Raw genomic sequence first — 26,805 nt, 5'->3', positions numbered from 1 at the left:
CTTGCCGCAACCAACGGCATCGGTTAATGGAGATTCAAGCGCGGTGGTTGGCATCCACTGATTTGCAGGGGCTACGGGGCCCAGAAGCACGAAAGTGACACTATGGCGATATTCCGTATCTCCCTTTCAAAACGGGCATTTACTGCCGCTGCCCTGGCATCGGTGGCCATTGCCTCGGGGTGCTCCACGGTAGAGCATACGTCGCTTGAAGAACTGACCGCCGTGCAGACCGTCACGCCCATAGCGAAGCCCGGAACGGAAATGACGGCCTATGCCCTGCCGACGCCGGACGGGGTGGCGACCACCGCTTCGAGCGCGCTCGCAGCACAGGCGACCCCAGTCGCCGCCACGACGACGGCAATGCTGCCGGCCGCGACGGAAGCCGCGACAGGCGTCACTCCGGCAACGGACACGACATTGGCCTTTGCGGCACCGCAGCGCGTCGCCGTTCCCGTGGCCAAACCGGGCCAGGCATTCGAGGTAGCGATTGCAGCGCCCGCCGGACAGTCCCTTGCATCGGCAGAGCTTGCCGAGAAGCCTGCCGTCGCCGAGCCCGCGGCCGTGCCCTTCCTGGGTGTCGCTGCCGCCATGGAATCCGATTTCGACACGGGCGAGCCGGTCGGCCTCGAAACGCTGGTCGCCAAGAGGATGATCGTTCCGACCGCGCGGCCGAACACGGGCGTTATCGGCTCGGCCGTCGGCGCAGTCGCAAGCGTCATCCCCGATTCGATGAAATTCTCGAAAACGCCGACCAGCTCGCGGCCCGAGCTCGACCGGCTGATCAAATACTATGCCGAGCTGAACGGTATCCCGCTGGAGCTGGTGCATCGGGTCGTCAAGCGCGAGAGCAACTACAATCCCCGCGCCTACAGCAAGGGCAACTACGGCCTGATGCAGATCCGCTACAACACCGCCAAGGGCCTTGGCTTTGAAGGACCGGCCGAGGGCCTCTTCGACGCGGAAACCAATCTCAAATACGCGACCAGGTATCTGCGCGGCGCCTGGATGGTGGCCGACAACAAGCATGATGGCGCGGTGAAGCTCTACGCCAGCGGCTATTACTATCACGCCAAGCGGAAGGGCATGCTCGACGAGCTCGACATGCGGTAAGCGCTACTGCATGTTTCCTTGAATCGTAAGCGGTTGAAGGAGCATGCAGCAATTCAAAGTGCTACTGCGTCTTCCGCAAGCAACACGGCTTTGACATCCGAGGCGCTCAATCGAGCGCCTCTATTATTTTGGCGTTCAGCTTCTGCACATCGTAACCGGTTCGCGATGGCGTAAGGCCGAGACGGACGACCGCCAGCCTCAGCGAGGGGACGATCATGATCGCCTGTCCGTCGTGCCCGAGCATCCAGAACGTGTCCGGCGGGAAGCTGCCCGTCCCGGCGCGAATGCCGTTTTCCTGCAACCAGACCTGGGCGGAACCATAATCGCCGCCGGAAGCCGCCGATGGCGTTCGCATAAAGGAGACATAGCCCTTGGGCAAAAGCCGCCTGCCCTTCCAGCTTCCGTCCTCGAGCAGAAACTGTGCGAAGCGCGCCCAGTCCTGCGCCGTCGCATACATGTAGGAAGAGCCGACGAAAGTACCGCTCTCATCGGTCTCCATCACCGCGCTTCTCATGCCGAGTGGCGCAAAAAGCGCCTTGCCGGGATAGGCAAGTGCTTCAGCCGGATCGTCGAACGTCTGCATCCAGAGCCGGGATAGAAGGTTGCTGGTACCGCTCGAATAGCGGAATTTCGTGCCCGGCGGCACCTCCGGCAGCTTGGATGCAACGAAGCCGGCCATATCGGATTCGAGATAGAGCATGCGCGTGACGTCGGTGACGTCGCCATAGTCCTCGTTGAATGCGAGGCCGCTTTGCATCGCCAGCAGGTCGGCAAGCTTGATCCGCGATCGATCGTCGCCGCTCCAGGCGGGCAGCAGGTCGCTGCGCGCAACGTCCATCTCCCCCTCGCCGATCCGCAGACCGATCAGCGCCGCGGTCACGGATTTCGTCATCGACCAGCCGAGCAGAGGCGTCTCCCGGTCAAAGCCGGGGCCATAGGTTTCGGCCACCAGCCGGCCGTCGCGCACGACGGCGATCGCCCGTATGCCGGGCCCCGCCAGGCCGGCATCCTCGATGACGCTCTGAATTGCCGGATCGATATCGGCCTTGCTGCCGTCGGGCCAGCCGAGCGCCGCATCGTGAACGGCGGATACCCCGGCCGCACCCCTTGTCTCGCTTGGAGAGCCTGCAAGCGCCTGCGCGCCGCCGTCGTCGACGTTAGTGCAGCCAAATCCCGGCCTGTGGACCGCTCGGCCAGGCGCGGCAAAGCCGAATATGCGCGCCGTCACGGTCTCCCGGTCCCGGTCAACAGAGACACGCACGAACTTCAGGAGCGGATGCCCCGGTGCCTGCACGTCTTCCGCAAGGACGGCCTGCGGATCGCGCTTGGCAATGAAGACGTTGGAGCAGACGATCTTGGCGGCATAGCCGTCACCGACCTTCAGAAGGTCCGGCGGAAACAGCGCCAGCCAGCCGCCGATACCCGCAAGACCGACGACCACGGCCCCGGCGATCGTCTTCAGCAAACGTCTCATTCGCATCCTCCCGGGCTCTATTGCATGCACGCGCATAGGGCACGCAACAGGCTTCAGAGAAACAGGATTCCGGCGAAAGGAAAAGCCCTTTGGAAAGCGCGCGCCTGTGCGAAACCCCGTCATCAAAGTGTAGCGGAGTCACTTTAGAAGCGGCTAAGTTTCAACTGGATGACAGGCAAAGATGACCGAACTCGCTCCCGATGCCGGCTTTGGCAGGAAGAACCCGAAGCTGAAAAGCGCGCTGCTCCAGCACAAGCCCCTCTCCCTCGCCGGCCTGTCGGAACGCCTGTTCGGGCTGCTCTTCTCCGGGCTCGTCTATCCGCAGATCTGGGAAGACCCGATCGTCGACATGGCGGCAATGCAGATCCGCCCCGGACACCGCATCGTGACGATCGGCTCCGGCGGCTGCAACATGCTGACCTATCTCTCCGCCGGCCCCGCCCGTATCGATGTCGTCGATCTCAATCCACACCACATCGCACTGAACCGGCTGAAACTCGCGGCCTTCCGCCACCTGCCGAGCCACAAAGATGTCGTGCGGTTTCTCGGCGAAACCGGCACGCGGTCGAACGTACAGGCCTTCGATCTCTTCCTGGCCCCTAACCTCGATGCGGCGACCCGCGCCTACTGGAACGGCCGCGCACGCGACGGACGCCGCCGCATCGGCGTGTTCGGCCGCAACATCTATCGCACCGGCCTGCTCGGCCGCTTCATTGCCGCCAGCCATCTGCTCGCCTGTCTTCACGGCATCAATCCGGAAGACTTCGTCAAGGCGCGCTCCATGCGCGAACAGCGCCAGTTCTTCGACGACAAGCTCGCGCCGCTGTTCGACCGTCCCGTTATCCGCTGGATCACCAGCCGCAAGAGCTCGCTTTTTGGCCTCGGCATCCCGCCGCAGCAGTTCGACGAGCTCGCGAGCCTGAGCGAGGAGAAATCGCTGGCCGCAGTGCTTCGCCACCGTCTTGAGAAGCTCACCTGCCATTTCCCGCTTCGCGAGAACTATTTCGCCTGGCAGGCATTCGCCCGACGCTATCCGCAGCCGCACGAAGGTGAGCTGCCGGCCTATCTGCAAGCCCAGAACCACGAGGCGATCCGCAACCATGCCGAACGCGTCGAAGTCCACCACGCAAGCTTCACCGAGCTGCTTGCCGGCAAGGCCGCTTCGTCCGTCGATCGTTACGTCCTGCTCGACGCGCAGGACTGGATGACCGATCGCCAATTGAACGATCTCTGGACGGAGATCACGCGCACCGCCGATGCCGGGGCCATGGTGATCTTCCGCACGGCCGCGGAAGCAAGCATCCTGCCGGGCCGCGTCTCCGCCGCACTGCTTGACCAGTGGCACTACGATGCCGAGGCGTCCATCAAGCTCGGCGCCGAGGACCGTTCGGCCATCTACGGCGGCTTCCACGTCTACCGGAAGAAAGCATGAGCGCCGCCCAGCCCTTGGAAAACAACCACGCCCGCCTCATGGACCGGATGTACCGCTACCAGCGGTACATCTATGATTTTACGCGGAAATATTATCTTTTCGGGCGCGACACGCTGATCCGGGAGCTCAACCCGCCGCCGGGTGCCTCCGTGCTCGAGGTCGGCTGCGGCACGGGCCGCAACCTCGCCATGATCGGCGATCTCTATCCGGACGCCCGGCTGTTCGGTCTCGATATTTCTGCAGAAATGCTCGCCACCGCGAGAACAAAGCTTCGGCGACAGGGGCGGTCGGACGTGACCTTGCGCGTCGCCGATGCGACGAATTTCACACCCGCCGCTTTCGACCTGCCGAGTTTCGACCGGATCGTCATTTCCTATGCGCTCTCGATGATCCCCGAATGGGACCGGTCGCTCGATGCCGCGATCGCCGCGCTCAACCCGGGAGGCTCGCTTCACATCGCCGACTTCGGCCAGCAGGAGGGTTGGCCCGGCGGCTTCCGCCGCCTGCTCCAGGCGTGGCTCCGGCGCTTTCACGTGACGCCTCGTGAAGCGCTTTTCGACGTCCTGCATGACAAGGCCGACAGAAACGGAGCGGTGCTCGAACTGAAGTCGATCGGTCGGGGATATGCCTGGCTGGCCGTCTACCGCCGCCCCGGCGCGAACGGGCCTAGATAACCCTGACGCATCACCGGCGGGGCAAGCGCCCGCACCAGCGACACCGAACTGTTCGTCCCGTCGCAATCCCCACTTGAGCTAACTCAATTTTTACGATGATATGGTGAAAATGGGGCACGCCTCCGAGGGGAAAATCATCATCATGGAAGCCATCGCGTGAGGCAGGATCGTCGATCGTCTCGAAACGGGAACCCCATGCGCCGGCTTCTTCTGGCTTTATTGCCTATTGCAACCATTCTTTCCGCCTGCACCTCAACCGACTACGACCTGGTCCAGACCGCCTCGATATCGCCGCGGTTCCGGGACACGGACCCGCAGGATTTCGGCGGTCGCACGCCGCATGGTCACCACGTCCACGGTATCGACGTGTCCAAGTGGAACGGCGACATCGACTGGGCGAGCGTGAAAAATTCGGGCGTCTCCTTCGCCTTCATCAAGGCGACCGAAGGCAAGGACAGGGTCGATACGCGCTTCAACGAATATTGGCAGCAGGCGCGCGCCGCCGGAATTCCCTACGCGCCCTACCACTTCTATTACTTCTGCTCGACCGCGGACGCCCAGGCCGACTGGTTCATCGCCAACGTGCCAAAGAGCGCGGTCTATCTGCCGCCGGTACTCGATGTCGAATGGAACGGCGAATCGAAGACCTGCCGCTATCGCCCCTCGCCCGAGACCGTGCGCGCCGAAATGAAGCGTTTCATGGACCGGCTGGAAGCGCATTACGGCAAGCGGCCGATCATCTATACGTCCGTTGACTTCCATCGCGACAATCTCGTTGACCAGTTCAAGGACTATCACTTCTGGGTCCGCTCGGTTGCCAAGCATCCGGGCGAGGTCTACGTGGAGCGCCGCTGGGCCTTCTGGCAATACACCAGCACCGGCGTCATCCCCGGTATCCAGGGAAGCACGGACATCAACGCCTTCGCCGGGTCCGCGAAAAACTGGCAGAAGTGGGTCGCGGCGGTTTCCCGGGCGAGATAGACGGGAATTGCTGTTCGGATTTGGTCGTGGACACCCCGCATTTCTTCATTCGGTCATAATGCTCTGAGAGAGCTTGGGCAGATTTGATCCCTACGGCGCCATGCGGTGTTCAGACGCGCAACGGTCGTTGCAGCACTCGGAATGGCTGCATGTTTCCCTGGATCGCCGGCGGTACAAGGAAACATGCAGTAGACAGATTGCAGGCTCGCCGGCCGACTGAGACCGACCGGCGACAGAAAGGAATTATGATGACTGGCGCAGCCCAAAAAGCCCTTCTCACTCTCGGACTGCTCGCGCTGACCGCCACCTCGGCGCTGGCGCAGCCCCAACCGCAGACGCCGGCCATGGCCTGCGGCGGCGATCTCGCCACGTTTCTCGAGGGCGTCAAGGCCGAGGCCGTTGCCAAGGGTATGCCGGCCGATGCCGCCGACCGCGCTCTCGCCGGCGCCGCGATCGACCAGAAGGTTCTGAGCCGCGACCGCGCCCAGGGCGTGTTCAAGCAGACGTTCACCGAGTTTTCCAAGCGCACCGTCAGCAAGGCTCGGCTCGATATCGGCGCGCAGAAGATGAGGGAATATGCCGACGTTTTCGCTCGGGCGGAAAGCGAATTCGGCGTGCCGGCTCCGGTCATCACCGCCTTCTGGGCGATGGAGACTGATTTCGGCGCGGTCCAGGGCGATTTCAACACGCGCAATGCGCTGGTGACGCTGGCACATGATTGCCGCCGCCCGGAAATGTTCCGCCCGCAGCTGCTGGCTGCGATCGAAATGGTGCAGCACGGCGACCTCGACCCGGCGACAACCACCGGCGCCTGGGCCGGCGAGATCGGCCAGGTGCAGATGCTGCCGGAAGACATCATCGCCTATGGCGTCGATGGCGACGGCGACGGCCACGTTAATCTGAAGAAGAGCTCACCGGATGCCATCCTCACGGCGGCAAAATTCATCCAGAGCCTCGGCTTCAAGGCCGGCCAGCCCTGGATTCAGGAAGTCAGGGTCCCGGAGAACCTGCCATGGGAGAAGACCGGGCTGCAATCCGGCATGACGGCGGGAGACTGGTTCGCGCTCGGCGTCACGCCGCGCGACGGCAACACCGCCAACAGCGGCCTTGAAGCATCCCTCGTCGTGCCGCAAGGTCGCAAGGGCGTCGCCTTCCTGACCTATCCGAACTTCAACATCTATCTCGAGTGGAATCAGTCGTTCATCTACACGACTTCCGCAGCCTATTTTGCCACCCGCCTTGCCGGCGCCCCGCCCTACCAGGGCGGCAATCCGGAACCGGGCCTCGGCGATGTCGAGATGAAGGCGCTGCAAACGCGGCTCCAGGCCCTCGGCCACGACGTCGGCAAGATCGACGGCATTCTCGGTTCCGGAACGCGCACCGCGCTGCAGAAGGAGCAGCTGAAGCTGGGATTGCCCGCCGACGGCTGGGCAACGCCGGAGCTCCTGGGCGCGCTCTGATCTGCTGCATGTTCCCTTAGGTCGAAGCCGAGTTAAGGCAGCAACTCAAAGTGCTACAACGGCCTTTGTGCGTCTGAAAAGACGCACGCCGCTGTAGAACTACGCTCGTCATCGGACAAGCCGAGACGGGCTCGAAAACAGTCGAACGCGAGCAAGAAGCGGGTGGTACCACCCGCTTCGCCGTATTAGGGCTTACGCGTCAATTTGCAGAACGGCGCAGGCACGATCATGAATTCACCGATCAACACACAGATGACGATGCGCAACTGGGCGCTCCTGGCCCTGCTCGGTCTCATCTGGGGTGGTTCGTTTTTCTTCGCGCGTGTGGCTGTCGCCCATGTGCCGCCCTTCACGCTGGTTCTCCTGCGCCTCGGTCTCGCGGCACTTGCTCTCCACATCTATATTCGCGGCCGCTACGACATCTATCCGGCGCTCAAGAGACGCTGGCCCGAATTCCTGTTGATGGGGCTGATCAACAATGCCATTCCACACGCCTTCATCTTCCTCGGCCAGACCCATATCGGTGCGGGGCTCGCCGCGATCCTGAATGCGACGACTCCGGTCTGGACCGTGCTGATCGCCAACATGGCGACGGACGACGAGAAACTGAGCGCCTCCAAGATCAGCGGCTGCCTGCTGGGACTGGCGGGCACCATCGTGCTTGTCGGGCCGAGCGCGCTCGCGGGCCTTGTCGGCCGTTCCACCACGATCCCGCTTTGGGCGCTCGTCCTGCCCGTGCTCGCTGCCGTGAGCTACGGTCTCGCAGCAACCTACGGCAAGCGCTTCCGCAATCTGGCGCCGCCCGTGACGGCAGCGGGACAACTGACGGCGTCGACACTCATGATGTTGCCGATCGCTGCCCTTGCCGATACGCCCTGGATATTGCCCATGCCGCCGATGACCGCTGTGCTCGCGATCCTCGGACTTGCCCTTGTCTCCACCGCCTACGGCTACATTCTTTATTTCCGGGTCATGGCGGAAGCCGGCGCGACGAATGCTTCCCTTGTCACTCTCCTGGTGCCGCCGAGCGCCATCCTGCTTGGCTATCTCTTCCTCGGCGAAACGCTGCAGGCGTTGGACGTCGCCGGCATGGCCCTCATCGCGACCGGTCTCACGGTCCTCGACGGACGCATCCTGAAACTCCGATATTCAGCTTGAAACAGAATCAAAACGGCTCTCGCCGCCACGCGACGCCCCGCTCACGCAGCATTACAAACGTTCATATTAACCGCTGCGAAGCAATTGTGAAAAAAATGTGGCAACGGAAATTGGTGAGCGATTCCCGGCGGTTAGCCCTGTGAATATGGTTTCTCCACCAGACGCGTTTCGCAGCGCAGCACAAGTTTCGCTTTCACGCGCCGCTTTTTCGCCCTATGTTTTACCCGTCAACGCAGGGAGGATCAGCTTATGGGACTTACACATTCGTTGAATGTCCTCATGATCAGTGCAGCGTTTGCATTCGTGGCCGTAATGCTTTTTGTCTGAGCAAGGCCACTGACAAGTCCAAACCGAGACAGGGACTTTAATTCCGGAAAATCCATTTGCAGCGAGATTAGTCAGGCAGGCCTCTCATAGAGTACCCGGTCAACAGGCTGCGATAATGACCAAAGCCCATGAACGTTGATTCGTTCATGGGCTTTCTCTCTGTTCCGGCACTGCGCGCTGCCGGCACTATCTATATCTATATCGATATCTATGCCCTTGCGACCGCCTTGACCGGGAGCTCGACAGCGGTCTCCTGTGCCGGTGCACGCGCATAGCCGACCAGGTCGCAAACCGCCGTGACAAGCGGCGAGCGGTTCATCGTGTAGAGATGGAAGTCGCGCACGCCGCGCCGCGCAAGATCGACAATCTGCTCGGCAGCTATGTGGGTCGCTTCCTTGAACCGCTCCGCCGGCTGTTCTTCAAGATGGGCGAGCCGCGAAATTATCGCCTGCGGAATCCGCGCTCCGCACAGGCCAGCAAATCTCTGCACTTGCGTGAGATTGTTGATCGGCAGGATTCCCGGGACGATCGGGACCTGGACGCCAGCCCGCCGCACCCGCTCCAGATAGCGCTCGAAATCATCGTTGTCGAAAAAGAACTGGGTGATCGCCCGCGTCGCGCCGTTGTCGACCTTGCGCTTCAGCATGTCGATGTCGGCGGCGACATCCGGGCTCTCCGGGTGTTTCTCCGGATAGGCCGAGACCGAGATTTCGAAGTCGCCACGGGCACGCAAGGCCTTCACGAGGGCGGCGGCGTTTTCATAACCGCCCGGAAACGGCTGATAGGTGCTGCCGATGCCGCCCTGCGGGTCGCCCCGGAGAGCCACGAAATGCCGGACGCCAAAGGCCAGGAACTCCTCTATCACCGCATCGACCTCGGGCTTTGGGGCGCCGACGCAGGTCAGATGCGCCGCAGTGTTCGTCGCGCCCATCTCCCCGATCATGCGCCTGACGGTCGTCAGCGAGCGGGCTTTCGTCGAGCCGCCGGCACCGTAGGTCACGGTGACGAAGGCGGGATTGAAAACGGAGAGGTCGGCCACGGTCTGGAAGAGCTGTACCTCCATCTCGTCCGTCTTCGGAGGAAAATACTCTAATGACAGCCTGAGATTGCCGCGCTCGGCCGGATAAAGCGTGCGTGTCGCCATTCTCAAACTCCCCCTGCCTGAACGCGCTGACGCGGCATATCGGCGATGTGATCGGCGACGCGCTGATCGCGCGCAAGCCAGATCGTCACTGTCAGTTTGCCCTCGTCCGCACCTTCCGGCGCGAGGTCGGTTGTTTTCTCCAGCGCAAGGCCCGCCTTCTGCAGCCAGTCGGCCATCGCCTGATGGGAGAAGCCGAGGCGTGCATGGGCGTGCTCGTCGCGCAGATACTCGAGCCCGTGCGGCGCGAAATCGATGATAACGAGCCGGCCGCCAGGCGCGAGCATACGCGCGGCCTCGGCGATCGCCGCTTCGGGCTCCTCCAGGAAATGCAGCACCTGATGGATCGTCACGAGATCGAAAGCCTGGCCATCAAGCGGCAGATTGAAAATGTCGCCGTGACGGATGGAAGCCTTCGTGATCCCGGCTTTGTCGAGATTGGACCGCGCCACGGCGAGCATGTCGCGGCTGGCGTCGACGCCGATGCCGCGCCGGTAGATGCCCTCGAAAAGCTGCAGGATGCGCCCCGTGCCGGTGCCGAGATCGAGCAGACTCTCGACCGGCTCGTCGCCGACCATCGCCTTCAGCGTGGCTTCGACATCGCCTTCGCTGACATGCAGCCGTCTCAGCTCATCCCATCCGGCGGCGTTACGGCTGAAATAGGCTTGCGCCTTCTCGGCACGCTGCCGCTTCAGGACGGCCAGCCGCGCCGCATCCTTGGCGAGGATGGCGTCTTCAGCCGCGGCTGCTGACAGCAGATCACGCACCAGAGCGACGCGCCCCCCCTCTTGCCGCAGGCGGAAATAGGCCCATGCCCCTTCCTGATAGCGATCAATGAGCGCCACTTCGGCGAGCAGCTTCAGATGCCGAGAAATACGCGGCTGCGATTGGCCGAGAATTTCGGTAAGATCGGTAACGGTGAGGTCGCTGGCGGAAAGCAGCGCGAGAAGGCGCATTCGCGTCGGCTCACCCGCCGCCTTCAAAACGTCGACCAACGCATCCAACCCAAGGGTTCCTCGGCTCACCGTCGTCTCCTCATCAACACATAAAGATATCTTTATGTGAATTGCGAGACGCGTGCAAGCGAATTTGCGCGGAAAGACAATAGAGTGGCGCGCGGGAGATAGCCGGACGGACGGAAAACCTCCGCCGCCGCAGGATGCTGCCAGGCAGCATCCCTGTCGGGGCCAAGGTAACGCCCTCCACCCTTATCCCTGCGCTCGTCACAGGAATCACGGCGCGTCAGGCGCCGTGATTGACCTGATGCGGACTGAGGGAAAGCGGTACGGAACATGAAGGCGATTTCTGGGCCCAGAACCTGGCCGTGCCGTATTCCTGGCGAGCACAATGAGCAGGCGAAGCGCAACGATCCGTTGCGCGGGAAACCTGCCCCGGGTGCGTCCCCTCGATCGTTCAGGCCTCAGCGCGTCAGGCGCTTATAGGTCACCCGCTTCGGATTGACCGAATCCGGGCCGAGGCGGCGGATCTTGTCCTTTTCGTAATCCTCGAAGTTGCCTTCGAACCATTCGACGTGACTGTCGCCCTCGAAGGCGAGGATATGGGTTGCCAGACGGTCGAGGAACATGCGGTCGTGGCTGATGATCACCGCGCAGCCGGCGAAGTTTTCGAGCGCGTCCTCGAGCGCCGCCAACGTTTCGGTATCGAGGTCGTTGGTCGGTTCGTCGAGCAGGATGACGTTGCCGCCGGCCTTCAGCATCTTGGCGAGGTGTACGCGGTTGCGCTGGCCGCCGGAAAGCGTACCGACCTTCTGCTGCTGGTCGCCGCCCTTGAAGTTGAAGGACGAGCAGTAGGCGCGCGAGTTGACCTCGTGCTTGCCGAGCTTGATGACGTCGTTGCCGCCGGAGATTTCCTCCCAGACGGTCTTGCTTCCGTCGAGCGCGTCGCGGCTCTGGTCGACATAGCCGAGTTGGACGCTGTCGCCGATGCGGAACGCGCCTTCGTCGGGCTGTTCCTGGCCGGTGATCATGCGGAAGAGCGTCGTCTTGCCGGCGCCGTTCGGACCGATGACGCCGACGATGCCGCCGGGCGGCAGTTTGAAGCTCAGGCCTTCGATCAGCAACTGGTCGTCATAACCCTTGGAGATGTTTTCCGCTTCGATCACCACCTGGCCGAGACGCTCGCCGACGGGAATGATGATCTGCGCGTCGCCCGGCCGCCGGTCGGCCGCCGCCTTGACCAGCTCGTCATAGGCACGGATACGCGCCTTGGACTTCGCCTGGCGCGCCTTCGGGCTCGAAGCGATCCACTCCTGCTCGCGACTGATCGCCTTCTGGCGAGTGGCCTCTTCGCGCCCCTCCTGCGCCATGCGCTTGGATTTCGCCTGCAGATAGGCGGAATAATTGCCCTCGTAGGGAATGCCGCGGCCGCGGTCGAGCTCGAGGATCCAGCCGGTGACATTGTCGAGGAAGTAGCGGTCGTGGGTGATCATCAGCACGGCGCCCGGATATTCGCGCAGGTGCTTTTCAAGCCAGGCGATCGTCTCGGCGTCGAGGTGGTTTGTCGGTTCGTCGAGCAGAAGGAGATCCGGCTGCGACAGCAGCAGCTTGCAGAGCGCGACGCGGCGCTTCTCACCGCCCGAAAGATTGGTGACCTCCGCATCGCCGGGCGGGCAGCGCAACGCGTCCATCGCCATTTCCACCTGGCTGTCCAGATCCCAGAGATTCTGGCTGTCGATGATGTCCTGGAGCTTGGCGCCTTCGTCCGCCGTCTCGTCGGAATAGTTCATCATCAGCTCGTTGTAGCGGTCGAGGATCGCCTTCTTGGCGGCAACGCCTTCCATGACGTTCTCGAGCACCGTCTTCTGTGGATCGAGCTGCGGTTCCTGCGGCAGATAGCCGACGGTCGCGCCCTCGGCGACCCAGGCTTCGCCGGTATATTCATGATCGAGGCCGGCCATGATCCTGAGCACCGTCGACTTACCCGCGCCGTTGGGGCCGAGAATACCGATCTTCGCGTCCGGATAGAACGACAGGTGAATGTTCTCCAGGACCTTTTTGTTGCCATAGGCCTTGTTGAGCCCGGCCATGTGATAGATGAACTGACGTGCCATAAAGGAATGCTCCGCATCGGAAGGGAAATTTGCCCGCTATGTAGGCGAATTATGGTGGCGGGGCAATCCGCCAAAGGCCCCCGCCCCGCCATTCCCTCCCGACGGGCTACCCGTCACGGATCAGCCGCGACCGGCAGCGTCGGCGACCCCCTTGGCGCATTTGAACTCTGTCGGTCCCGCCGCCTGGATCAGGCTTTTAAGGTCGTCCTCACCCGCGAGATCTCCGGAAAGCCCGATGGTGAGACCGGTGATGACGCTGCGGCCCTCCACCGTCTGGCAACGCATGCGCACCCGGTCACCGGCACCGGCGCCGAAGCTCCGGTCAAAAGCCTGCTTGATCTCACTTTCGCCAATCTCGGAACCGACCTTTTCAGCAAAGAGGGCCTGCACGGCGGACGAGTTCAGTTCGTCGAGAAGACGCAGTTGCAGCTTGAAGTAGTCCTCGGCCTTTGCCGCCTGGCACGTGCCGCTCTGCAGCCACTGGTGGCGATCGAGGCCGGATTTGACGCCCGGCATGGCGACAAGCAGACGGGCTGCAGTCTCGTCGGCCATCGCAAGCTTCGGCAGGTCCAGCCAATCGCCCTTGCGGTCGCGCGCCTTAAGCTCCGCCTCGACGCCGCAATAGCTTTTCTTCAGCGGCCAAAGCCCGTGCAGCGAGAAATGCGTCGCATCGAAACGGTCGGCCGTCTGGTCCACGCATTCCTTGCGGGTGGGTCGCGTCTCGCAAAATCCCGGCTGCCAACTGACCGCCAGCACATATTGCGTCTTGTCGGAGCTCGTCGCCCCCGCAGTTTCGTCCGTCGACACGTCCTCGGCTGCGGCAAGGGACGACAGTCCCAGGCCCAGAATGAGCGTCGCAACCCTCGTAAGATTCGTTACCGCCTTCGCCCGCATTTCAGATAGCCTCCAACAAGAAAACAAAACGAGAACAAATATCGACAGGAACGCGAAAATTGCAACCCCTAATCCTCGTTTCCGGATTCGTTGTGACCTCATGCGCAACAAGCAACAAGCAGCGATTGCCTTTGCCGCCCAAATCGATTTGATATCCGGCGGAGCATTTTTCCTTTGGGAAGTGTTTCCGGTTTTTGCATAACGGGCGTCCTCTTTTGGGCGCACACGAGAGTCTGGCGAATGTTCCGGGGGCATGCATGTTCGGGCAGGTGAGGACGCATCAGAGCCCGACGGGTGCCGCGCTCGGGTGGCGCCATTTCGCCACCTCTGTCGATCCGAAGGGCATTCTCATTGTCAGCCACGGACTTGCCGAACATTCCGGCCGCTATGCGCGCTTCGCCGAAGCGATGGCGAAACATGGCTTCCATGTCTATGCGCATGACCATCGCGGCCACGGGGAGAGCCGGGCGCCGGACGCGCCGCTTGCGACCTTCGCGCATCGCGAAGGAACGGAGAAGGTCATAGCGGACCTGCGGGCAATGCGCGACATGGCCGCCGCCAGCCACCCTGGCCTGCCGATCGTTCTCTTCGGCCATTCGATGGGCGGCCTCATCGCGCTCAACGCCGCCGAAAGCGATCCGGAACTCTACGACGCTCTTGCCGTCTGGAATTCCAACTTCCGCCCGGGCCTCGCCGGTCGGGCGGGCCAGGCGGTGCTGGCGATCGAGAGGATGCTGAAAGGCTCGGACGTGCCGAGCCCGCTGCTCACGAAGCTCACCTTCGGCGCCTGGAGCAAGGCGATTGCCGATCGGAAGACCGATTTCGACTGGCTGTCGCGCGACGAAAGTGAAGTCGCCAAATATGCCGCCGATCCGCTCTGCGGTTTCGATGCGACGGTGTCGCTGTGGATCGACGTGTTCAAATTCGCCTTCGCCGGTGCCCGCGCGGACCGGCTGGCGCGGCTACCCTCCAATCTGCCGGTCCATCTCGTCGGCGGCAGCGCCGATCCTTCGACCTTCAACGGTGCCGCCATTCGCTGGTTGGCCGGACGGATGAAGGCGCGCGGCATGACCGATGTCACGGTTACGATCCATGACGGCATGCGCCACGAGACGCTCAACGAGATCGGCCGGGAGAAGGCGATGGAAGACTTCGCCGCCTGGTGCCTCAAGGCCGTCGACAGGAAGCGCTGAAACGGAAGATCATGACCGACCTCTCGCTGCCCAAAATCGCCACCGATCATAGCCGCGTCTCCTACGGCCTGACGCTGATGGTCATCGCCGTTCTGATATCGCCGCTGATCGACATCTTTGCCAAGCTGGCGATTGCCACGGTTCCGTCGGCGGAAATTACCGCCGCTCGTTTCCTGCTGCAGGTTGTCTTCATCCTGCCGGTTGTCCTTGTCCGACGTACGCTCTTTGACCTTACCTGGCGCAAGACTGCGCTGCATGCGCTGCGCGGCGGCCTGCTGGTGCTGACCATGCTCTCCTTCATCACCACGTTGAAGGTGATGGAGGTGGCCGACGCGATCGCGATCTTTTTCGTCGAACCGATCATCCTCACCATTCTCGGCAGTATCTTCCTGAAGGAGACGATCGGCTGGCGCCGTTATACCGCCTGTGCGGTCGGCTTCTTCGGCGCACTGCTCGTCATCCAGCCGAGCATGCAGGAAGTCGGCCTGATTGCGCTTCTGCCGATCGTCGCCGCCTTCGGTCTCGCTGTCTTCCTGCTGGTCACCCGCATGGTCGCGCAGAATGAGGATCCCTGGTCGATGCAGTTCCATGCCGGCATCTGGGGCGGCCTCTTCTGCCTCGTCCTGCTGTCGTTCGGCGAAGGCAGCGGATCGAGCGTGTTCGATCCGGTCTGGCCGGAAGGCGACGCCTGGATCTACCTGCTCGGCGTCGGTGTCTCTGCGACGATCTCGGGCGTGCTTGGTGTCTATGCCTATCGCGCCGCCCCGGCCTCGGTGCTCGCGCCGCTGCAATATCTCGAAATCGTCTCGGCGACGATCTTCGGCTGGCTCGTCTTCGGCGACCTGCCGGATGCGCTGAAGTGGCTGGGCATCGCGATCATCATCGGCTCGGGCCTCTATATCATCTGGCGTGAGCGCAGGGTCGAGAAGACGGCGAGCATCGCGCCGGTATCGCCGGCGATCTGAGGCGTCCGTAAAATGAACAAATCCGCAAGCGGATAGAATGAAAGAGCATTGGGAGGTGTGTGGATGAAAACGGGTGGTCAACTGATTGTCGAGGCGCTGGTCGCAAACGGCGTCAAGCGCATCTCGTGCGTGCCGGGAGAAAGCTATCTTGCCGTACTGGACGCGCTCCACGACACCGACATCGACGTCGTCGTCTGCCGCCAGGAAGGCGGCGCGGCAATGATGGCGGATTGCTGGGGACGGCTCACGGGCGAGCCCGGCATCTGCATGGTGACCCGCGGCCCCGGCGCCACCAATGCCTCCGCCGGCCTTCATGTCGCGAGACAGGATTCGATCCCGATGATCCTCTTCATCGGCCAGGTGCAGCGCGATGCGCGCGAGCGCGAGGCCTTCCAGGAGATCGAGTATCGCCGCGCCTTCACCGAGGTCGCCAAATGGGTGGGCGAAATCGACGATCCGGCGCGCATCCCCGAATTCGTCACCCGCGCCTTTGCCGTCGCGACGTCCGGTCGTCCGGGGCCGGTGGTGCTGACGCTGCCTGAAGACATGTTGACCGAGAGCACCGAGGCGCCTCCGGCGCGCGCCTACCAGCCGGTCGAAAGCCATCCAGCGCGTGGCCAGATCGCCCGGTTGAAGGAACTGCTCGCCGCCGCGAAACAGCCGATCGCCATTCTCGGCGGTACGCGTTGGTCGGCCGAAAGCGTGGCGGAGTTCCAGCGCTTTGCCGAGCGCTGGAGGCTGCCGGTCGGCTGCTCCTTCCGCCGCCAGATGCTCTTCGATCACCTGAATCCGGTCTACGCCGGCGATGTCGGCATCGGCATCAACCCCGCGCTGGCGAAGGAAATCAAGGAGGCCGACCTCGTCCTTCTCGTCGGCGGCCGTTTTTCGGAAATGCCCTCCTCCAGCTACACGTTGATTGACGTCCCCTACCCCAGGCAGACGCTGGTTCATGTCCATCCCGACCCTGCGGAACTCGGCCGCGTCTACCGCCCGGATCTGGCGATCGCCGCGAGCCCACGCGATTTCGTGGCGGCACTCGACGACATCGGGCCCGCGGGCGGCGAACCCGCGTGCTCCGCTCGCACCGCCGCGATGCACGAAGCCTATCTCAAATGGTCGACGCCGCCCGAGAAGGGACCCGGCGACGTGCAGATGGGGCCGATCATGAACTGGATCGAGGCGAATACCGCGCCGGACACGATCTTCACGAACGGCGCCGGCAACTACGCCACCTGGCTGCACCGCTTCCATCGCTTCCGCCGCTATGGAACCCAGGCAGCCCCCGCTTCAGGCTCGATGGGCTACGGCCTGCCGGCGGCTGTCGCGGCCAAGCAACTCCACCCGGAACGAGAAGTCCTCTGTTTTGCCGGCGACGGCTGCTTCCTCATGCACGGGCAGGAGTTCGCGACCGCGATCCGCTATCAGCTGCCGATCATCGTGCTCGTCATCAACAATGGCATCTACGGCACGATCCGCATGCACCAGGAGCGCGAGTATCCAGGTCGTGTCAGCGCAACGGACCTCACCAATCCGGATTTTGCAGCGCTCGCGCGTGCCTATGGCGGCCATGGCGAAACAGTCGAGCGAACGGAAGAATTCGCCGATGCTTTCCTCCGAGCACGCGCCACTGGCAAGCCTGCGATCATCGAGATCAAGCTCGACCCGGAAGCAATCACGCCAACGCGAACGCTCACTGAAATCCGCAACGGCTGAGGGACGCAAAGGAGAAGGCTTCTGCTCCCGGCAGCACCGTGCGCCTTTTCAGTCGCACACGCTGTAGCACTCTGAGTTGCTGCCTCAGATTGTCCGGATCATCTCCCAAATCTGGTCCGGCTCCCTGACGCCGGTCTGGTAAAGCTTGATGATCCTTCTGGCGAGTTGGTCAGCCTCCTCACTGGCGATAGACAAGTTGCGTTCCTTCAGCGCCTTGTTCAGCACGCCTTCGAGGATCAACACGTCGCCAGGAAGGATGGGATAATCTCGAAAGTTATTGAATGGATTCATGGCCGATCTCCTCTCCAGGTAAATCTGCCGGTGGAGACAGTCTACGCGTGTTTGAAGAGACGGCGAATAGCGAAATACGGTTGTTCGGCTGCCCGCGCCTATTCCAGCCACTCGGTCGAAAAGGCATCGCTCGCATGCAGGTCCGTGGTCTCCAGCCGACCCGGACCAAGGTTGGCGAACTTGTGCGGAACGTTCGCAGGTGCGACGACGATCTGCCCCGCCTCCGCTTCGATCGTCTGGTCGCCGACCGTGAACAGGGCGCGGCCGGTGCGAACGATGAAGGTTTCCGGATAGGGATGCCGGTGCAATTTCGGACCGCCGCCGATGCGGTCGGTCGTGTAGAACATGACCGAAACGCCGGCGCCATAAGCAGCGCCCTCGAACTCGCCCTGCCAGACGTCAGGCCTTTCGGCCCACTGGTCCCGGTTGATCAGATGCGGTCCGGCCATGCTTTACCTCCCTATCTCGCGCGCACAGCATGTTCGCTCGGCAGGCGGCAAACCGATCCTGTCAGCCGCGGATATGCTGGGTCTGCTGATAGACTGCGGTGGAGCGGGCGCCGGAACGGCAATAGCCGAGCATCGGGCGCTGGAATTCGTCGAGCGCATCCACCATGCGGGTGACGGCATCGGCGGTCACGCCCATCGGGCCCACGGGAATATGGGTAATCTCCAGGCCCAGCTCAGCAGCGCGTGCGGCGATCGCATCGAAAGTCGGTTGATCGGGCGCCTCGAAATCCGGACGATGGCAGACGATGGACTTGAAACCGAGCGCCTTGATCTCATCGAGGTCCTCGACCGTGATCTGGCCGGAGACCGAGTATTCATCGTTGATCGGGCGAATGTCCATGATGATGCTTCCTCTGAACTGCGTTGGCTTGATGTAGGCCGGGCATGAGGCGGCGTCAATCGCGAAGCAAGCTTCAGGAAACGGCAAAGCCGAGCGCGTAGCCGCGCGATTGCCCCGGCTCGATGAGGCCGAGTTCGCCTGATGCCGCGAGTTCTCCCCGCTTCGCCAGGCGGTGTGAGGCGGGTTCGATGCTGATGACGTTGGCGCCGCCGCGCTGGCACCGCCACATCTGCAAGAACGGTAGCGTATCCACGCGAAACCGGACGATAAGCCGCCGCCCGCCAAGCCCTGGCAACGGCCCGAGCGCGACCTCCGACCATCCGCCCTCTGCGCGCGCGGGAGTGCACAAGTGGGCGCTCTCGCCTTCGCCGAAGCGCCACTCCAGTGATCCGCTTTCCAGCGAAGGGCTGACGACCCGCGTTTCCTGGCAGAGCAGCCGGCCGCCAATGTTCATGTGATACATCATCATCGGTGCGAAGGCCGAGGCGCCGATATTGGTCACGCGGTCCTCAAGCATCACGCATTGGCCGCCTTCGCTCACATGCCACCGACGCTCGACCGCCGCCTTGCCACCACAGGCAAGATCTACCTCAGTCAGAGCCTCACAACGGGTGGCGTCGGCGGACATCTCCGTCCGGACGACGGCCGTGCCTGCAAGCGAACCATGCAGCGGATAGCGCCTCCCGTCTTGACCTTCGACCGGCTCGGGATGGCGAATGTGATCGGGACCGCAGGTGAAGAAAAAGCCGGCAAGCGCCCGGTCGATCCGCGGGTCGCCATCCGAGGGAATAGCGGAGCCGGGAGAAAGATCCGTGCCATCGACCACGAAGGCGGCAATGTCGAGCGCAGACGAGCGGTCGAACAGGAGATGACCGGGAACGCCGTCGTGCGTGCAGGTCAAGGTCGTTTCCATGTTTCCCCCGCAGTCGGCCCGCGTCTCTTCAGTGCAGACGGTGGCTGCAATTCATTGAACTGCCGCTTGGCTCATCCTTAAATCGATTCCCTTGCAAGAAACATCCGGGAAACCGCGATGGCCGCAAATGCATGAAAAGCAAAGTAAAACGATAAATCCCGATTGAACAATCCGGCTTTCGCGCGCGTTATCGACATAGACGGTCGGGAATACGGTGCGAGGATTGCTCCAGGGCCTCGGCCCGCCCTTTCTCCCGGTTGAAACAGACGCCGGATCGATCTACTACGGTTAACCGATCGGTCAGGATGAATTTTAACCAACCGTTCACGATGGATTCACTTTTTTCACATTAACGTCGAAATCGGCATGTACCGCCGCGGATCATCTACCATGAAAACAGGTTCTATCGTGACGACTGCGACCCGCACCGGCCTCTCGCTTCTCGCCGCAGCCGGCCTTTTAGCCGTGGAGCTTAGCCCTGCTTCCGCGCAGGAAGGTTATTATCGCGGCGGCGGCGACGTGATCCTGGTTACGCCGAATGGCGAAATTCTCGACTATATGCCCGGGCAGGACGAGGTCCGCGCGATGCGTGACCACCGTGGCCGCACTGTTCTCGTTGATCCTTGGGGCAATGTCGTCGCGACAGTGATGCCGTCGGACGGTTACGGCAGAGCCCGCCGCCGGCAAAGCGACGTCGACGTCTATTCGAACGACGGCTACGCTGATTACGACCGCCGCTACGGCTATTCCGAGCCCGGCGAGTTTACGGGCACGGTCCCGGACTACCGCGAACCGGCCCCGGTCGAGCGCGAGGAGTTGCGGGACAACCTGCCGGGCCTGATCGATGGCAGCGAGCAGGCCGCCTACGATCCGCAATATGATGAGCCGCTCAGGCAGCCGATGCCTCCGGCGCTCTCGGTGAAGGGCAAGTCGCGCGCGGAAATCGCCGCTCTGCAGGTGTTTCTCGACCGCGAGGGTTTCTCGCCGGGCGTCATCGACGGCAAGATGGGCTCCAACGTCACCAAGGCGATCGAAGCCTGGCAGCAGGCAACCGGCGAAACGCTCGACCCGAACAACACCGAGGACATCCTCGAACGGCTGCGCTTCAACGGCGGCCTGCCGATCACGACCTACACGATCACCGCTGCCGACGCGGCTGGCCCCTATGTTGCGTCGATCCCCGAAGACTATGCCCACAAGTCGATGCTTCCGCATCTGTCCTTCACGTCCACCGTCGAGATGCTCGGCGAAAAATTCCACATGGACGAGAACTACCTGCGCGAACTCAATCCCGGTGTCGATTTTTCCATTCCGGGTACGATCATCAAGGTCATCAATCCAGGCCCTAACAAGGCGGGCAAGGTCGCGCGGATCGTGGCCGACAAGGGTCGCAAGCAGGTGCTCGCCTATGATGAGGCCGGCAAGCTCATTGCCGCTTATCCTTCTACGATCGGCTCGTCGGACACACCCTCCCCGTCCGGCATCGTATCGGTCGAGCGGATCGCCTTCGATCCGGGCTACACCTACAATCCGAAGATCAACTTCCAGCAGGGCGCGAACGACAAGATTCTGACCCTGCAGCCAGGACCGAACGGTCCCGTCGGCACGATGTGGATCGCACTGTCGAAGCCGACCTACGGCATTCACGGCACCCCCGATCCATCGAAGATCGGCAAGACCCAGAGTCACGGCTGCATTCGCCTGACCAACTGGGACGCGACCGAACTCGGCAAGATGGTGAGCAAGGGCGTGACGGTGGAATTCGTCGACTGATCCGGACCCGGCGCTTGCGCCTCCGGCCAAGCGGGCGCTCCCGTTTTTCACGGCGCCGCAATCGATCCTGAACGCTTCTGCGGCGGCCATTCGGTATTGCGCGCCTTCATGACCTCATGAAACATTGTCATGAAAAACTTTGCGGCAATGGTTCTATCACTGACGAAGTATTTTCCATCACGATCGGTCGGCGCAGGATGGGCGGACACGCTACGCCTTCCACATCCGCTCCGAAGATAAGGAATGTCCGCAATGGCTACGGAGCGTGCTCTCCCCAACCTCTGGCATGCGACGGCACCCGCCGCGCCTGAAACCGGTCCCCTTACCGGCGAGCTGAGCACAGACGTGGCAATTGTCGGCGGCGGTTTCACCGGTCTCTCCGCCGCGCTGCATCTTGCGGAAAAGGGCCTGAAAGCAACCGTGGTCGAAGCGCGGATGATCGGCTTCGGCGGTTCCGGCCGCAATGTCGGCCTCGTCAACGCCGGCATGTGGGTGAAGCCGGACGATCTCGTCGCAACCCTCGGCACTGGGGCCGGAAACCGGTTGTTGAACGAGCTCGGCGACGGTCCGTCTCTCGTCTACGATCTCGTCGCGAAACACGGCATGCAATGCGAGGCCGTACGCAACGGTACGCTCCACATGGCCGTCGGTGCCGAGGGCCTGAAGGACATCCGGGATCGCGAGGCGCAGTGGAAGAAACGCGGCGCGCCGGTCGAAGTGCTTTCGGCCGACAGGGCTCACATGCTCTCCGGCGCCGAGGGCTTTGCCGGCGCGCTGCTCGACCGCCGCGCCGGAACGATCCAGCCGCTTGCCTACGCAAGAGGGCTGGCGCGCGCCGCACTCGCCGCCGGCGCCAAGATCTTCACGGACACCCCTCTCCTTGCCGCCGAGCGCCAGGGCGATCAGTGGAGGCTTAAGGCGGGCCACGGCAGTCTTACGGCCCGGCATATCATTCTAGCGACCAACGCCTATGGAGCGCTCGTTCCCGACGTGCCGTGGAAGGCGCATACCCGGGAACTGACGATTCTCCCCTATTTCCAGTTCGCCACCAATCCGCTTCCCGAAAAGGTCGCAACGCGTATCCTGCCGGAGCGTCAGGGCGCCTGGGATACCGGGCTCGTCATGACTTCCTTCCGCATGGATCAGCAGAACCGGATGATCTTCGGTTCGATCGGCCGGCTCGATGCCATCGCCGAGGGCACGCATCGCGCCTTCGCGGCCCGCTCGCTGCGCAAACTCTTTCCCGATATCGGCGATTTCCGCTTCGAATACTGGTGGGATGGCCGCATCGGCATGACGACCAACAACCTGCCCGCCATGCACGTGCTCGCGCCGAATGTCGTGTCGGTGAGCGGCTACAACGGTCGCGGCATTGCGCCCGGAACCGTCTTCGGACGAGCGCTCGCCCACCACGTCATGGGCGATGCCTCGGCAATTCCGCTTGCTGAAACACCGATCACGCCGGATCCGTGGCGGACCGTGAAATCCGCCTTCTATCATGCCGGCGCACAGGCAAAACACTTCGTCGATCGGCGCTTTTGAAGTCACCGCCATCGGCGCCTCTCCGGGGCGAGCGCCGCTTCCGCCTGGGTCCTAAGCCGCCGTCTGGTAGCCGGGCCCTATACTTGCCTTCGCATTGCCCGAGGTCTGGAACGCGCGGAGACGTCACGCAATCTGCTCGGCTTCGGCCGTTAGCGCCTGGCACGAGGCATTCGCCTGCTCCACCATTGCCGCATTCTGCTGGGTAATCTGGTCTACCTCCCGCAGGCCGGTCGCCTGCTCGGCTGTGCTGGCGCGGATTGCGCCGAAAATCGAACTCACCTCCACCACCTGGGCACGATCTGCTGGCGACCGGGCGACCTTGTTGACCGAATTGAATTCCGGTTGAATGACGATGAGCCGAGGCCGGATGAAATGCGCCGACCGGCAAAGTGGCTAGGCGGCGCGCAACCGCGCCCAGGACGGCACCCGCGCAGCCCAGGACCGCTGATAGCAAACGGGCAGGAGCGCCAGAACCTCCTGAGCGAGCGCAAGGGCATTCTCGCGCGCCTTGTCGAGATTGCTGACGCGGCCCGCATCCATCGTCTGCAGCGTTCCGCCGCATTCGAAAATCTCGCGATAGGCGGCGCGTTCGACGATCGGGGTGTCGAGCATCGAAACGTTGCGTGAAGCAAGCAGCGTCTTGATCGCCTGGAGCGCACGTGTGGTCACCAGCGAGTTAACCCGCGTGAGCACGACCGAATGCTTGATGCGAGCCGTTGTCTTTTGTTCGATATGGCGGATCAATTCCAGGATCTGAACAGCCCCTTGCGCGTCCATTGCGCAGCCCTGGACCGGGATCAGCACCTGATCGGACAGGCCCAGCGCCAGCGCGACGATCGCATCCTTGGCGCCGGCGAGGTCGATAATGATGAAATCAGCCGCGTCTTTCAGTTCACGGATGTGGCAGGGCAGCGACGCGGGCGTGATATGCGAGATCACTTCGAGATTGGAGACATGGCCGGAGACTTCCGACCAGCGCGTGATCCAGCGCTGCGGGTCCGCGTCGAGCACCACCACCCTGTTGCCCTGTCTCGCCAGTTCCGTCGACAGGATCAGTGCCGCCGTCGTCTTGCCGGCACCGCCTTTTGCGTTGGCAAATGTGATGACCGCCATCTTCCACCTCATTCCGTCATTGTTTCGAGGCTCCGACCGATGCGTCAGCAGGCGGGCCCTTAACAAAGCCTTTCAGAAGATGGTTAACGAAATGGAAACTTTGGGGTGCAAAGATTAACCGCAGCGCCGCACATCAATAAAAACGCCCGGAAAACCAAGGCCTTCCGGGCTCCAGAAAATTAACGCGATCAAGCTCAAATGCTTTCTCTGAACAGTTTTTTCGCTGCGTCGAGGGTCAGCTCCACCGGGTTGCCGCCGGCGGTCGGGTCGACGATCGCCATTTCCGACATTTCATCGATGCGATCGGTGCCGACGCCGAGTGTGGAAAGTTTGTCCGGCACGCCGAGCTCTTCGCGCAACTTCAAGACGTAGTCATAAAATCCGTCGAAGCCTCCGGCAATGCCGAGATAGGCGGCTGCACGCGCGATCTTGTCCTCGATCGCCGGGCGGTTGAAGCGCAGCACTGGCGGCATCACGACGGCATTGGTCATGCCGTGGTGGGTGTTGTAGATCGCGCCGACCGGATGGGAGAGGGAATGGATCGCGCCGAGCCCCTTCTGGAAGGCGACGGCGCCCATCGCGGCAGCACTCATCATGTGGGCGCGCGCCTCGATATCAGTGCCGTCCTTGTAGGCGCGCGGCAGATATTCCTTGACGAGCCGCATGCCTTCGAGCGCGATGCCCGCCGACATCGGATGATAGAAGGGCGAGGAATAGGCCTCCAGGCAATGAGCGAAGGCGTCCATGCCGGTGCCGGCGGTGATGACCTTCGGCATGCCGACGGTCAGTTCCGGATCGCAGATCGTCACGCCCGGCAGGAACTTCGGGTGGAAGATCACCTTCTTCACATGGCTTGCCGAATTGGTGATGACGCTGGCGCGACCGACCTCAGAACCGGTGCCGGCGGTCGTCGGCACCGCAACGATCGGTGCGATGCCTTCGACGCTCGCGCGTGTCCACCAGTCGCCGATATCCTCGAAATCCCAGACCGGCCGCATCTGGCCGACCATGAAGGCGACGCACTTGCCGAGATCGAGGCCGGAGCCACCGCCGAAGGCAACGACGCCATCATGGCCGCCGTCCTTAAACGCCTTCACGCCTGCTTCCAGATTCTTGTCGTTCGGGTTCGGATCGACATCGGCGAAGATGGCGCGGCCAAGGCCGCCTGCTTCCAGGATATCGAGCGCATTCTGCGTGATCGCCATCGGCGCAAGGCCACGATCGGTCACGAGCAGCGGCTTCCTCATGCCGAGGGCCCTGCAATGGTCGGCAAGCTCCTTGATCCGGCCCGCACCGAACGTGACGGCGGTCGGATAGCTCCAGTTGGCGGTAATCGTCATGCGGTTACTTTCTTCAGATGATAGGATTTCGGGCGAGTGAGATTGTGGAAGCCGAGAATCGAAAGCGAGCCGCCACGGCCCGTTTCCTTGACACCCGTCCAGCAGAGCGCCGGGTCGAGATAATCGGCGCGGTTCATGAAGACGGTGCCGGTCTCAAGATCACGGCCGATGCGGGAGGCGCGCTCGGCGTCCTTTGTCCAGAGCGAAACGGTCAAGCCATACTGGCAATCGTTCATCAGTTCGATCGCTTCTGCGTCGCTTTTCACCTTCATGATGCCGACCGCCGGCCCAAACGTTTCCTCGCGCATGAACTCCATCGAATGATCGACGTCGACGAGAACCTGCGGCGCGAGATAGGCGCCACCGTCATCCTGCGGGAAGAGCTTGGGGTCGATCAGCGCCTTGGCACCCTTCGACACCGCATCGGCGACCTGCTGGCGAACCGTGGCGGCGAAGCGCTTGTTGGCCATGGGTCCGAGCGTCGTTTCCGTATCGAGCGGGTTGCCGAGCTTGTAGTTGGAGACCCAGGCGACGGATTTTTCGACGAAGGCGTCGTAGAGCGTTTCATGCACATAGATGCGCTCGATGCCGCAGCAGCACTGGCCGGAATTGTAGGTCGCGCCGTCCATCAGTGTATCGACGGCGGCGTCGAGGTCCGCATCTTCCATCACATAGCCGGGATCCTTGCCGCCGAGTTCGAGGCCGAGTCCAGTAAAGGTGCCAGCCGCCGCCCGCTCGATCGAGCGCCCGCCTTCAACCGAGCCGGTGAAGTTGATGAAGTCGAAGCTCTTCGCCGCAATCAGCGCCGCCGTCGTCTCGTGATCGAGGAAGAGGTTCTGAAACACGTCCGCCGGCACGCCCGCCTCGATGAAGGCCCGCACCATACGCTCGCCGACAAGGATCGTCTGGCTCGCATGCTTGATGATGACCGTGTTGCCGGCCATCAACGCCGGGGCGACCGTGTTGATCGCCGTCATGTAAGGGTAGTTCCACGGCGCGATGACGAAGACGACACCATGCGGCTCGCGCTCGATGCGCCGCTCGAAGCGATCGCTCTCTTCGACGACAATCGGTTTCAGCGCATCGGCGGCGATGGAGGCGACATAGTTCGAACGCTCGTTGAAGCCCTTGAACTCGCCGCCGTACCGCACCGGCCGGCCCATCTGCCAGGCAAGCTCTGGCACCACTTCGTCGACCATCTCGTTGAGTCGCGCGACGCCGGCGAGCACCAGCTTGACCCGCTCTTCGACCGGCCGCTTTGCCCAGTTTTTCTGCGCCAGACGCGCATGGGCCACGGCCTGCCTGGCGAGTTCCAGCGGCATTGCGGGGCGCTCGGCGTAGAGCTCGCCGTTTACCGGGGAAATGCATTTGATCATCGTCATGATCGTCATC

The 26,805-nt window shown here is 62.6% G+C and carries 25 protein-coding genes; 11 read left to right on the top strand and 14 right to left on the bottom strand.

The window, feature by feature from the left end; all coding sequences use genetic code 11:
• The first annotated feature begins 102 nt into the window (after window positions 1–102).
• The gene (locus tag QN219_RS09350; RefSeq protein ID WP_283999345.1) at window positions 103–1,110 is read left to right on the top strand and encodes a lytic transglycosylase domain-containing protein; all 1,008 of its coding nucleotides are present in this window, start codon (window positions 103–105) and stop codon (window positions 1,108–1,110) included.
• 106 nt (window positions 1,111–1,216) lie between these two features.
• Here the strand turns inward: QN219_RS09350 and QN219_RS09345 are convergent, their stop codons facing one another.
• Complete coding sequence (locus tag QN219_RS09345) at window positions 1,217–2,584, bottom strand: serine hydrolase (RefSeq protein WP_283999344.1); 1,368 nt, start codon at window positions 2,582–2,584, stop codon at window positions 1,217–1,219.
• Window positions 2,585–2,765: 181 nt separating this feature from the next.
• Here QN219_RS09345 and QN219_RS09340 point away from each other — a divergent pair, with 181 nt between their 5' ends.
• From QN219_RS09340 to QN219_RS09320, 5 genes are all read left to right on the top strand, one after another.
• Window positions 2,766–4,016, top strand: a complete 1,251-nt coding sequence (locus tag QN219_RS09340) for a DUF3419 family protein (RefSeq protein ID WP_283999343.1) — start codon at window positions 2,766–2,768, stop codon at window positions 4,014–4,016.
• A complete protein-coding gene (locus tag QN219_RS09335; RefSeq protein WP_283999342.1) occupies window positions 4,013–4,690 on the top strand; it encodes a class I SAM-dependent methyltransferase in 678 nt (225 codons plus the stop codon). Before QN219_RS09340 ends, QN219_RS09335 begins: the two co-directional genes overlap by 4 nt.
• 195 nt (window positions 4,691–4,885) lie before the next feature.
• Complete coding sequence (locus QN219_RS09330) at window positions 4,886–5,671, top strand: glycoside hydrolase family 25 protein (RefSeq protein ID WP_283999341.1); 786 nt, start codon at window positions 4,886–4,888, stop codon at window positions 5,669–5,671.
• Window positions 5,672–5,919: 248 nt separating this feature from the next.
• Entirely contained in the window at window positions 5,920–7,131 is a 1,212-nt protein-coding gene (locus QN219_RS09325) for a lytic murein transglycosylase (protein ID WP_283999340.1), read from the top strand.
• A 228-nt stretch (window positions 7,132–7,359) separates the two neighbouring features.
• The gene (locus QN219_RS09320; protein WP_283999338.1) at window positions 7,360–8,289 is read left to right on the top strand and encodes a DMT family transporter; all 930 of its coding nucleotides are present in this window, start codon (window positions 7,360–7,362) and stop codon (window positions 8,287–8,289) included.
• Between the two features lie 535 nt (window positions 8,290–8,824).
• Here the strand turns inward: QN219_RS09320 and metF are convergent.
• The 4 genes from metF to QN219_RS09300 form a co-directional block, all read right to left on the bottom strand.
• Window positions 8,825–9,760, bottom strand: coding sequence for a methylenetetrahydrofolate reductase [NAD(P)H] (gene metF / locus QN219_RS09315; protein ID WP_283999336.1), 936 nt, complete (start codon window positions 9,758–9,760; stop codon window positions 8,825–8,827).
• A gap of 2 nt (window positions 9,761–9,762) precedes the next feature.
• Entirely contained in the window at window positions 9,763–10,782 is a 1,020-nt protein-coding gene (locus QN219_RS09310) for a metalloregulator ArsR/SmtB family transcription factor (RefSeq protein WP_283999335.1), read from the bottom strand.
• 395 nt (window positions 10,783–11,177) lie between these two features.
• Window positions 11,178–12,827, bottom strand: a complete 1,650-nt coding sequence (ettA, locus tag QN219_RS09305; protein WP_283999334.1) for an energy-dependent translational throttle protein EttA — start codon at window positions 12,825–12,827, stop codon at window positions 11,178–11,180.
• Window positions 12,828–12,947: 120 nt separating this feature from the next.
• Window positions 12,948–13,721 (bottom strand): ribonuclease T2 family protein, encoded by a 774-nt coding sequence (locus QN219_RS09300; protein WP_283999332.1) that lies wholly within the window; start codon window positions 13,719–13,721, stop codon window positions 12,948–12,950.
• Window positions 13,722–13,978: 257 nt separating this feature from the next.
• On the opposite strand from QN219_RS09300, the gene QN219_RS09295 reads away from it, so the two are divergent.
• The 3 genes from QN219_RS09295 to QN219_RS09285 all read left to right on the top strand — a co-directional run bounded on the left by QN219_RS09295 (window position 13,979) and on the right by QN219_RS09285 (window position 17,592).
• Window positions 13,979–14,914, top strand: coding sequence for an alpha/beta hydrolase (locus QN219_RS09295; RefSeq protein WP_283999331.1), 936 nt, complete (start codon window positions 13,979–13,981; stop codon window positions 14,912–14,914).
• Between the two features lie 11 nt (window positions 14,915–14,925).
• On the top strand, window positions 14,926–15,879 hold the full coding sequence (locus QN219_RS09290; RefSeq protein ID WP_283999330.1) for a DMT family transporter: 954 nt from the start codon (window positions 14,926–14,928) through the stop codon (window positions 15,877–15,879).
• A gap of 63 nt (window positions 15,880–15,942) precedes the next feature.
• Window positions 15,943–17,592, top strand: coding sequence for a thiamine pyrophosphate-binding protein (locus tag QN219_RS09285; protein ID WP_283999329.1), 1,650 nt, complete (start codon window positions 15,943–15,945; stop codon window positions 17,590–17,592).
• Window positions 17,593–17,676: 84 nt separating this feature from the next.
• On the opposite strand, the gene QN219_RS09280 is transcribed toward QN219_RS09285, so the two are convergent.
• The 4 genes from QN219_RS09280 to QN219_RS09265 form a co-directional block, all read right to left on the bottom strand.
• Entirely contained in the window at window positions 17,677–17,883 is a 207-nt protein-coding gene (locus QN219_RS09280) for a hypothetical protein (RefSeq protein ID WP_173509722.1), read from the bottom strand.
• A 98-nt stretch (window positions 17,884–17,981) separates the two neighbouring features.
• On the bottom strand, window positions 17,982–18,332 hold the full coding sequence (locus QN219_RS09275; protein WP_283999328.1) for a cupin domain-containing protein: 351 nt from the start codon (window positions 18,330–18,332) through the stop codon (window positions 17,982–17,984).
• 61 nt (window positions 18,333–18,393) lie between these two features.
• On the bottom strand, window positions 18,394–18,732 hold the full coding sequence (locus QN219_RS09270) for a TIGR01244 family sulfur transferase (protein ID WP_283999327.1): 339 nt from the start codon (window positions 18,730–18,732) through the stop codon (window positions 18,394–18,396).
• Window positions 18,733–18,805: 73 nt separating this feature from the next.
• Entirely contained in the window at window positions 18,806–19,645 is an 840-nt protein-coding gene (locus QN219_RS09265; RefSeq protein ID WP_283999326.1) for a DUF4432 family protein, read from the bottom strand.
• Between the two features lie 366 nt (window positions 19,646–20,011).
• On the opposite strand from QN219_RS09265, the gene QN219_RS09260 reads away from it, so the two are divergent.
• Window positions 20,012–21,418 (top strand): L,D-transpeptidase, encoded by a 1,407-nt coding sequence (locus QN219_RS09260; RefSeq protein ID WP_283999325.1) that lies wholly within the window; start codon window positions 20,012–20,014, stop codon window positions 21,416–21,418.
• 47 nt (window positions 21,419–21,465) lie between these two features.
• Here the strand turns inward: QN219_RS09260 and QN219_RS09255 are convergent, their stop codons facing one another.
• Window positions 21,466–21,627: a hypothetical protein gene (locus QN219_RS09255; RefSeq protein ID WP_283999324.1), complete on the bottom strand. Its 162-nt coding sequence runs from the start codon at window positions 21,625–21,627 to the stop codon at window positions 21,466–21,468.
• Between the two features lie 43 nt (window positions 21,628–21,670).
• Between QN219_RS09255 and QN219_RS09250 the strand changes: the two genes are divergently transcribed.
• Window positions 21,671–22,960 (top strand): FAD-binding oxidoreductase, encoded by a 1,290-nt coding sequence (locus QN219_RS09250; RefSeq protein ID WP_283999323.1) that lies wholly within the window; start codon window positions 21,671–21,673, stop codon window positions 22,958–22,960.
• A 123-nt stretch (window positions 22,961–23,083) separates the two neighbouring features.
• Here the strand turns inward: QN219_RS09250 and QN219_RS09245 are convergent, their stop codons facing one another.
• The 4 genes from QN219_RS09245 to QN219_RS09230 all read right to left on the bottom strand — a co-directional run bounded on the left by QN219_RS09245 (window position 23,084) and on the right by QN219_RS09230 (window position 26,795).
• Complete coding sequence (locus tag QN219_RS09245) at window positions 23,084–23,239, bottom strand: hypothetical protein (protein ID WP_283999322.1); 156 nt, start codon at window positions 23,237–23,239, stop codon at window positions 23,084–23,086.
• 114 nt (window positions 23,240–23,353) lie between these two features.
• On the bottom strand, window positions 23,354–24,073 hold the full coding sequence (locus QN219_RS09240; RefSeq protein WP_283999321.1) for a ParA family protein: 720 nt from the start codon (window positions 24,071–24,073) through the stop codon (window positions 23,354–23,356).
• Window positions 24,074–24,267: 194 nt separating this feature from the next.
• Window positions 24,268–25,413 (bottom strand): iron-containing alcohol dehydrogenase, encoded by a 1,146-nt coding sequence (locus QN219_RS09235; RefSeq protein ID WP_283999320.1) that lies wholly within the window; start codon window positions 25,411–25,413, stop codon window positions 24,268–24,270.
• On the bottom strand, window positions 25,410–26,795 hold the full coding sequence (locus QN219_RS09230; RefSeq protein WP_283999319.1) for an aldehyde dehydrogenase family protein: 1,386 nt from the start codon (window positions 26,793–26,795) through the stop codon (window positions 25,410–25,412). The genes QN219_RS09235 and QN219_RS09230 overlap by 4 nt, the downstream gene beginning before the upstream one ends.
• Window positions 26,796–26,805 lie beyond the last annotated feature (10 nt).

It is taken from the genome of Sinorhizobium sp. 8-89 (assembly GCF_030124325.1).
Taxonomy (GTDB): Bacteria; Pseudomonadota; Alphaproteobacteria; order Rhizobiales; family Rhizobiaceae; genus Sinorhizobium.
Note: the sequence above shows the minus strand (reverse complement) of the source record. Positions and strands in the feature narration are given on the sequence as shown.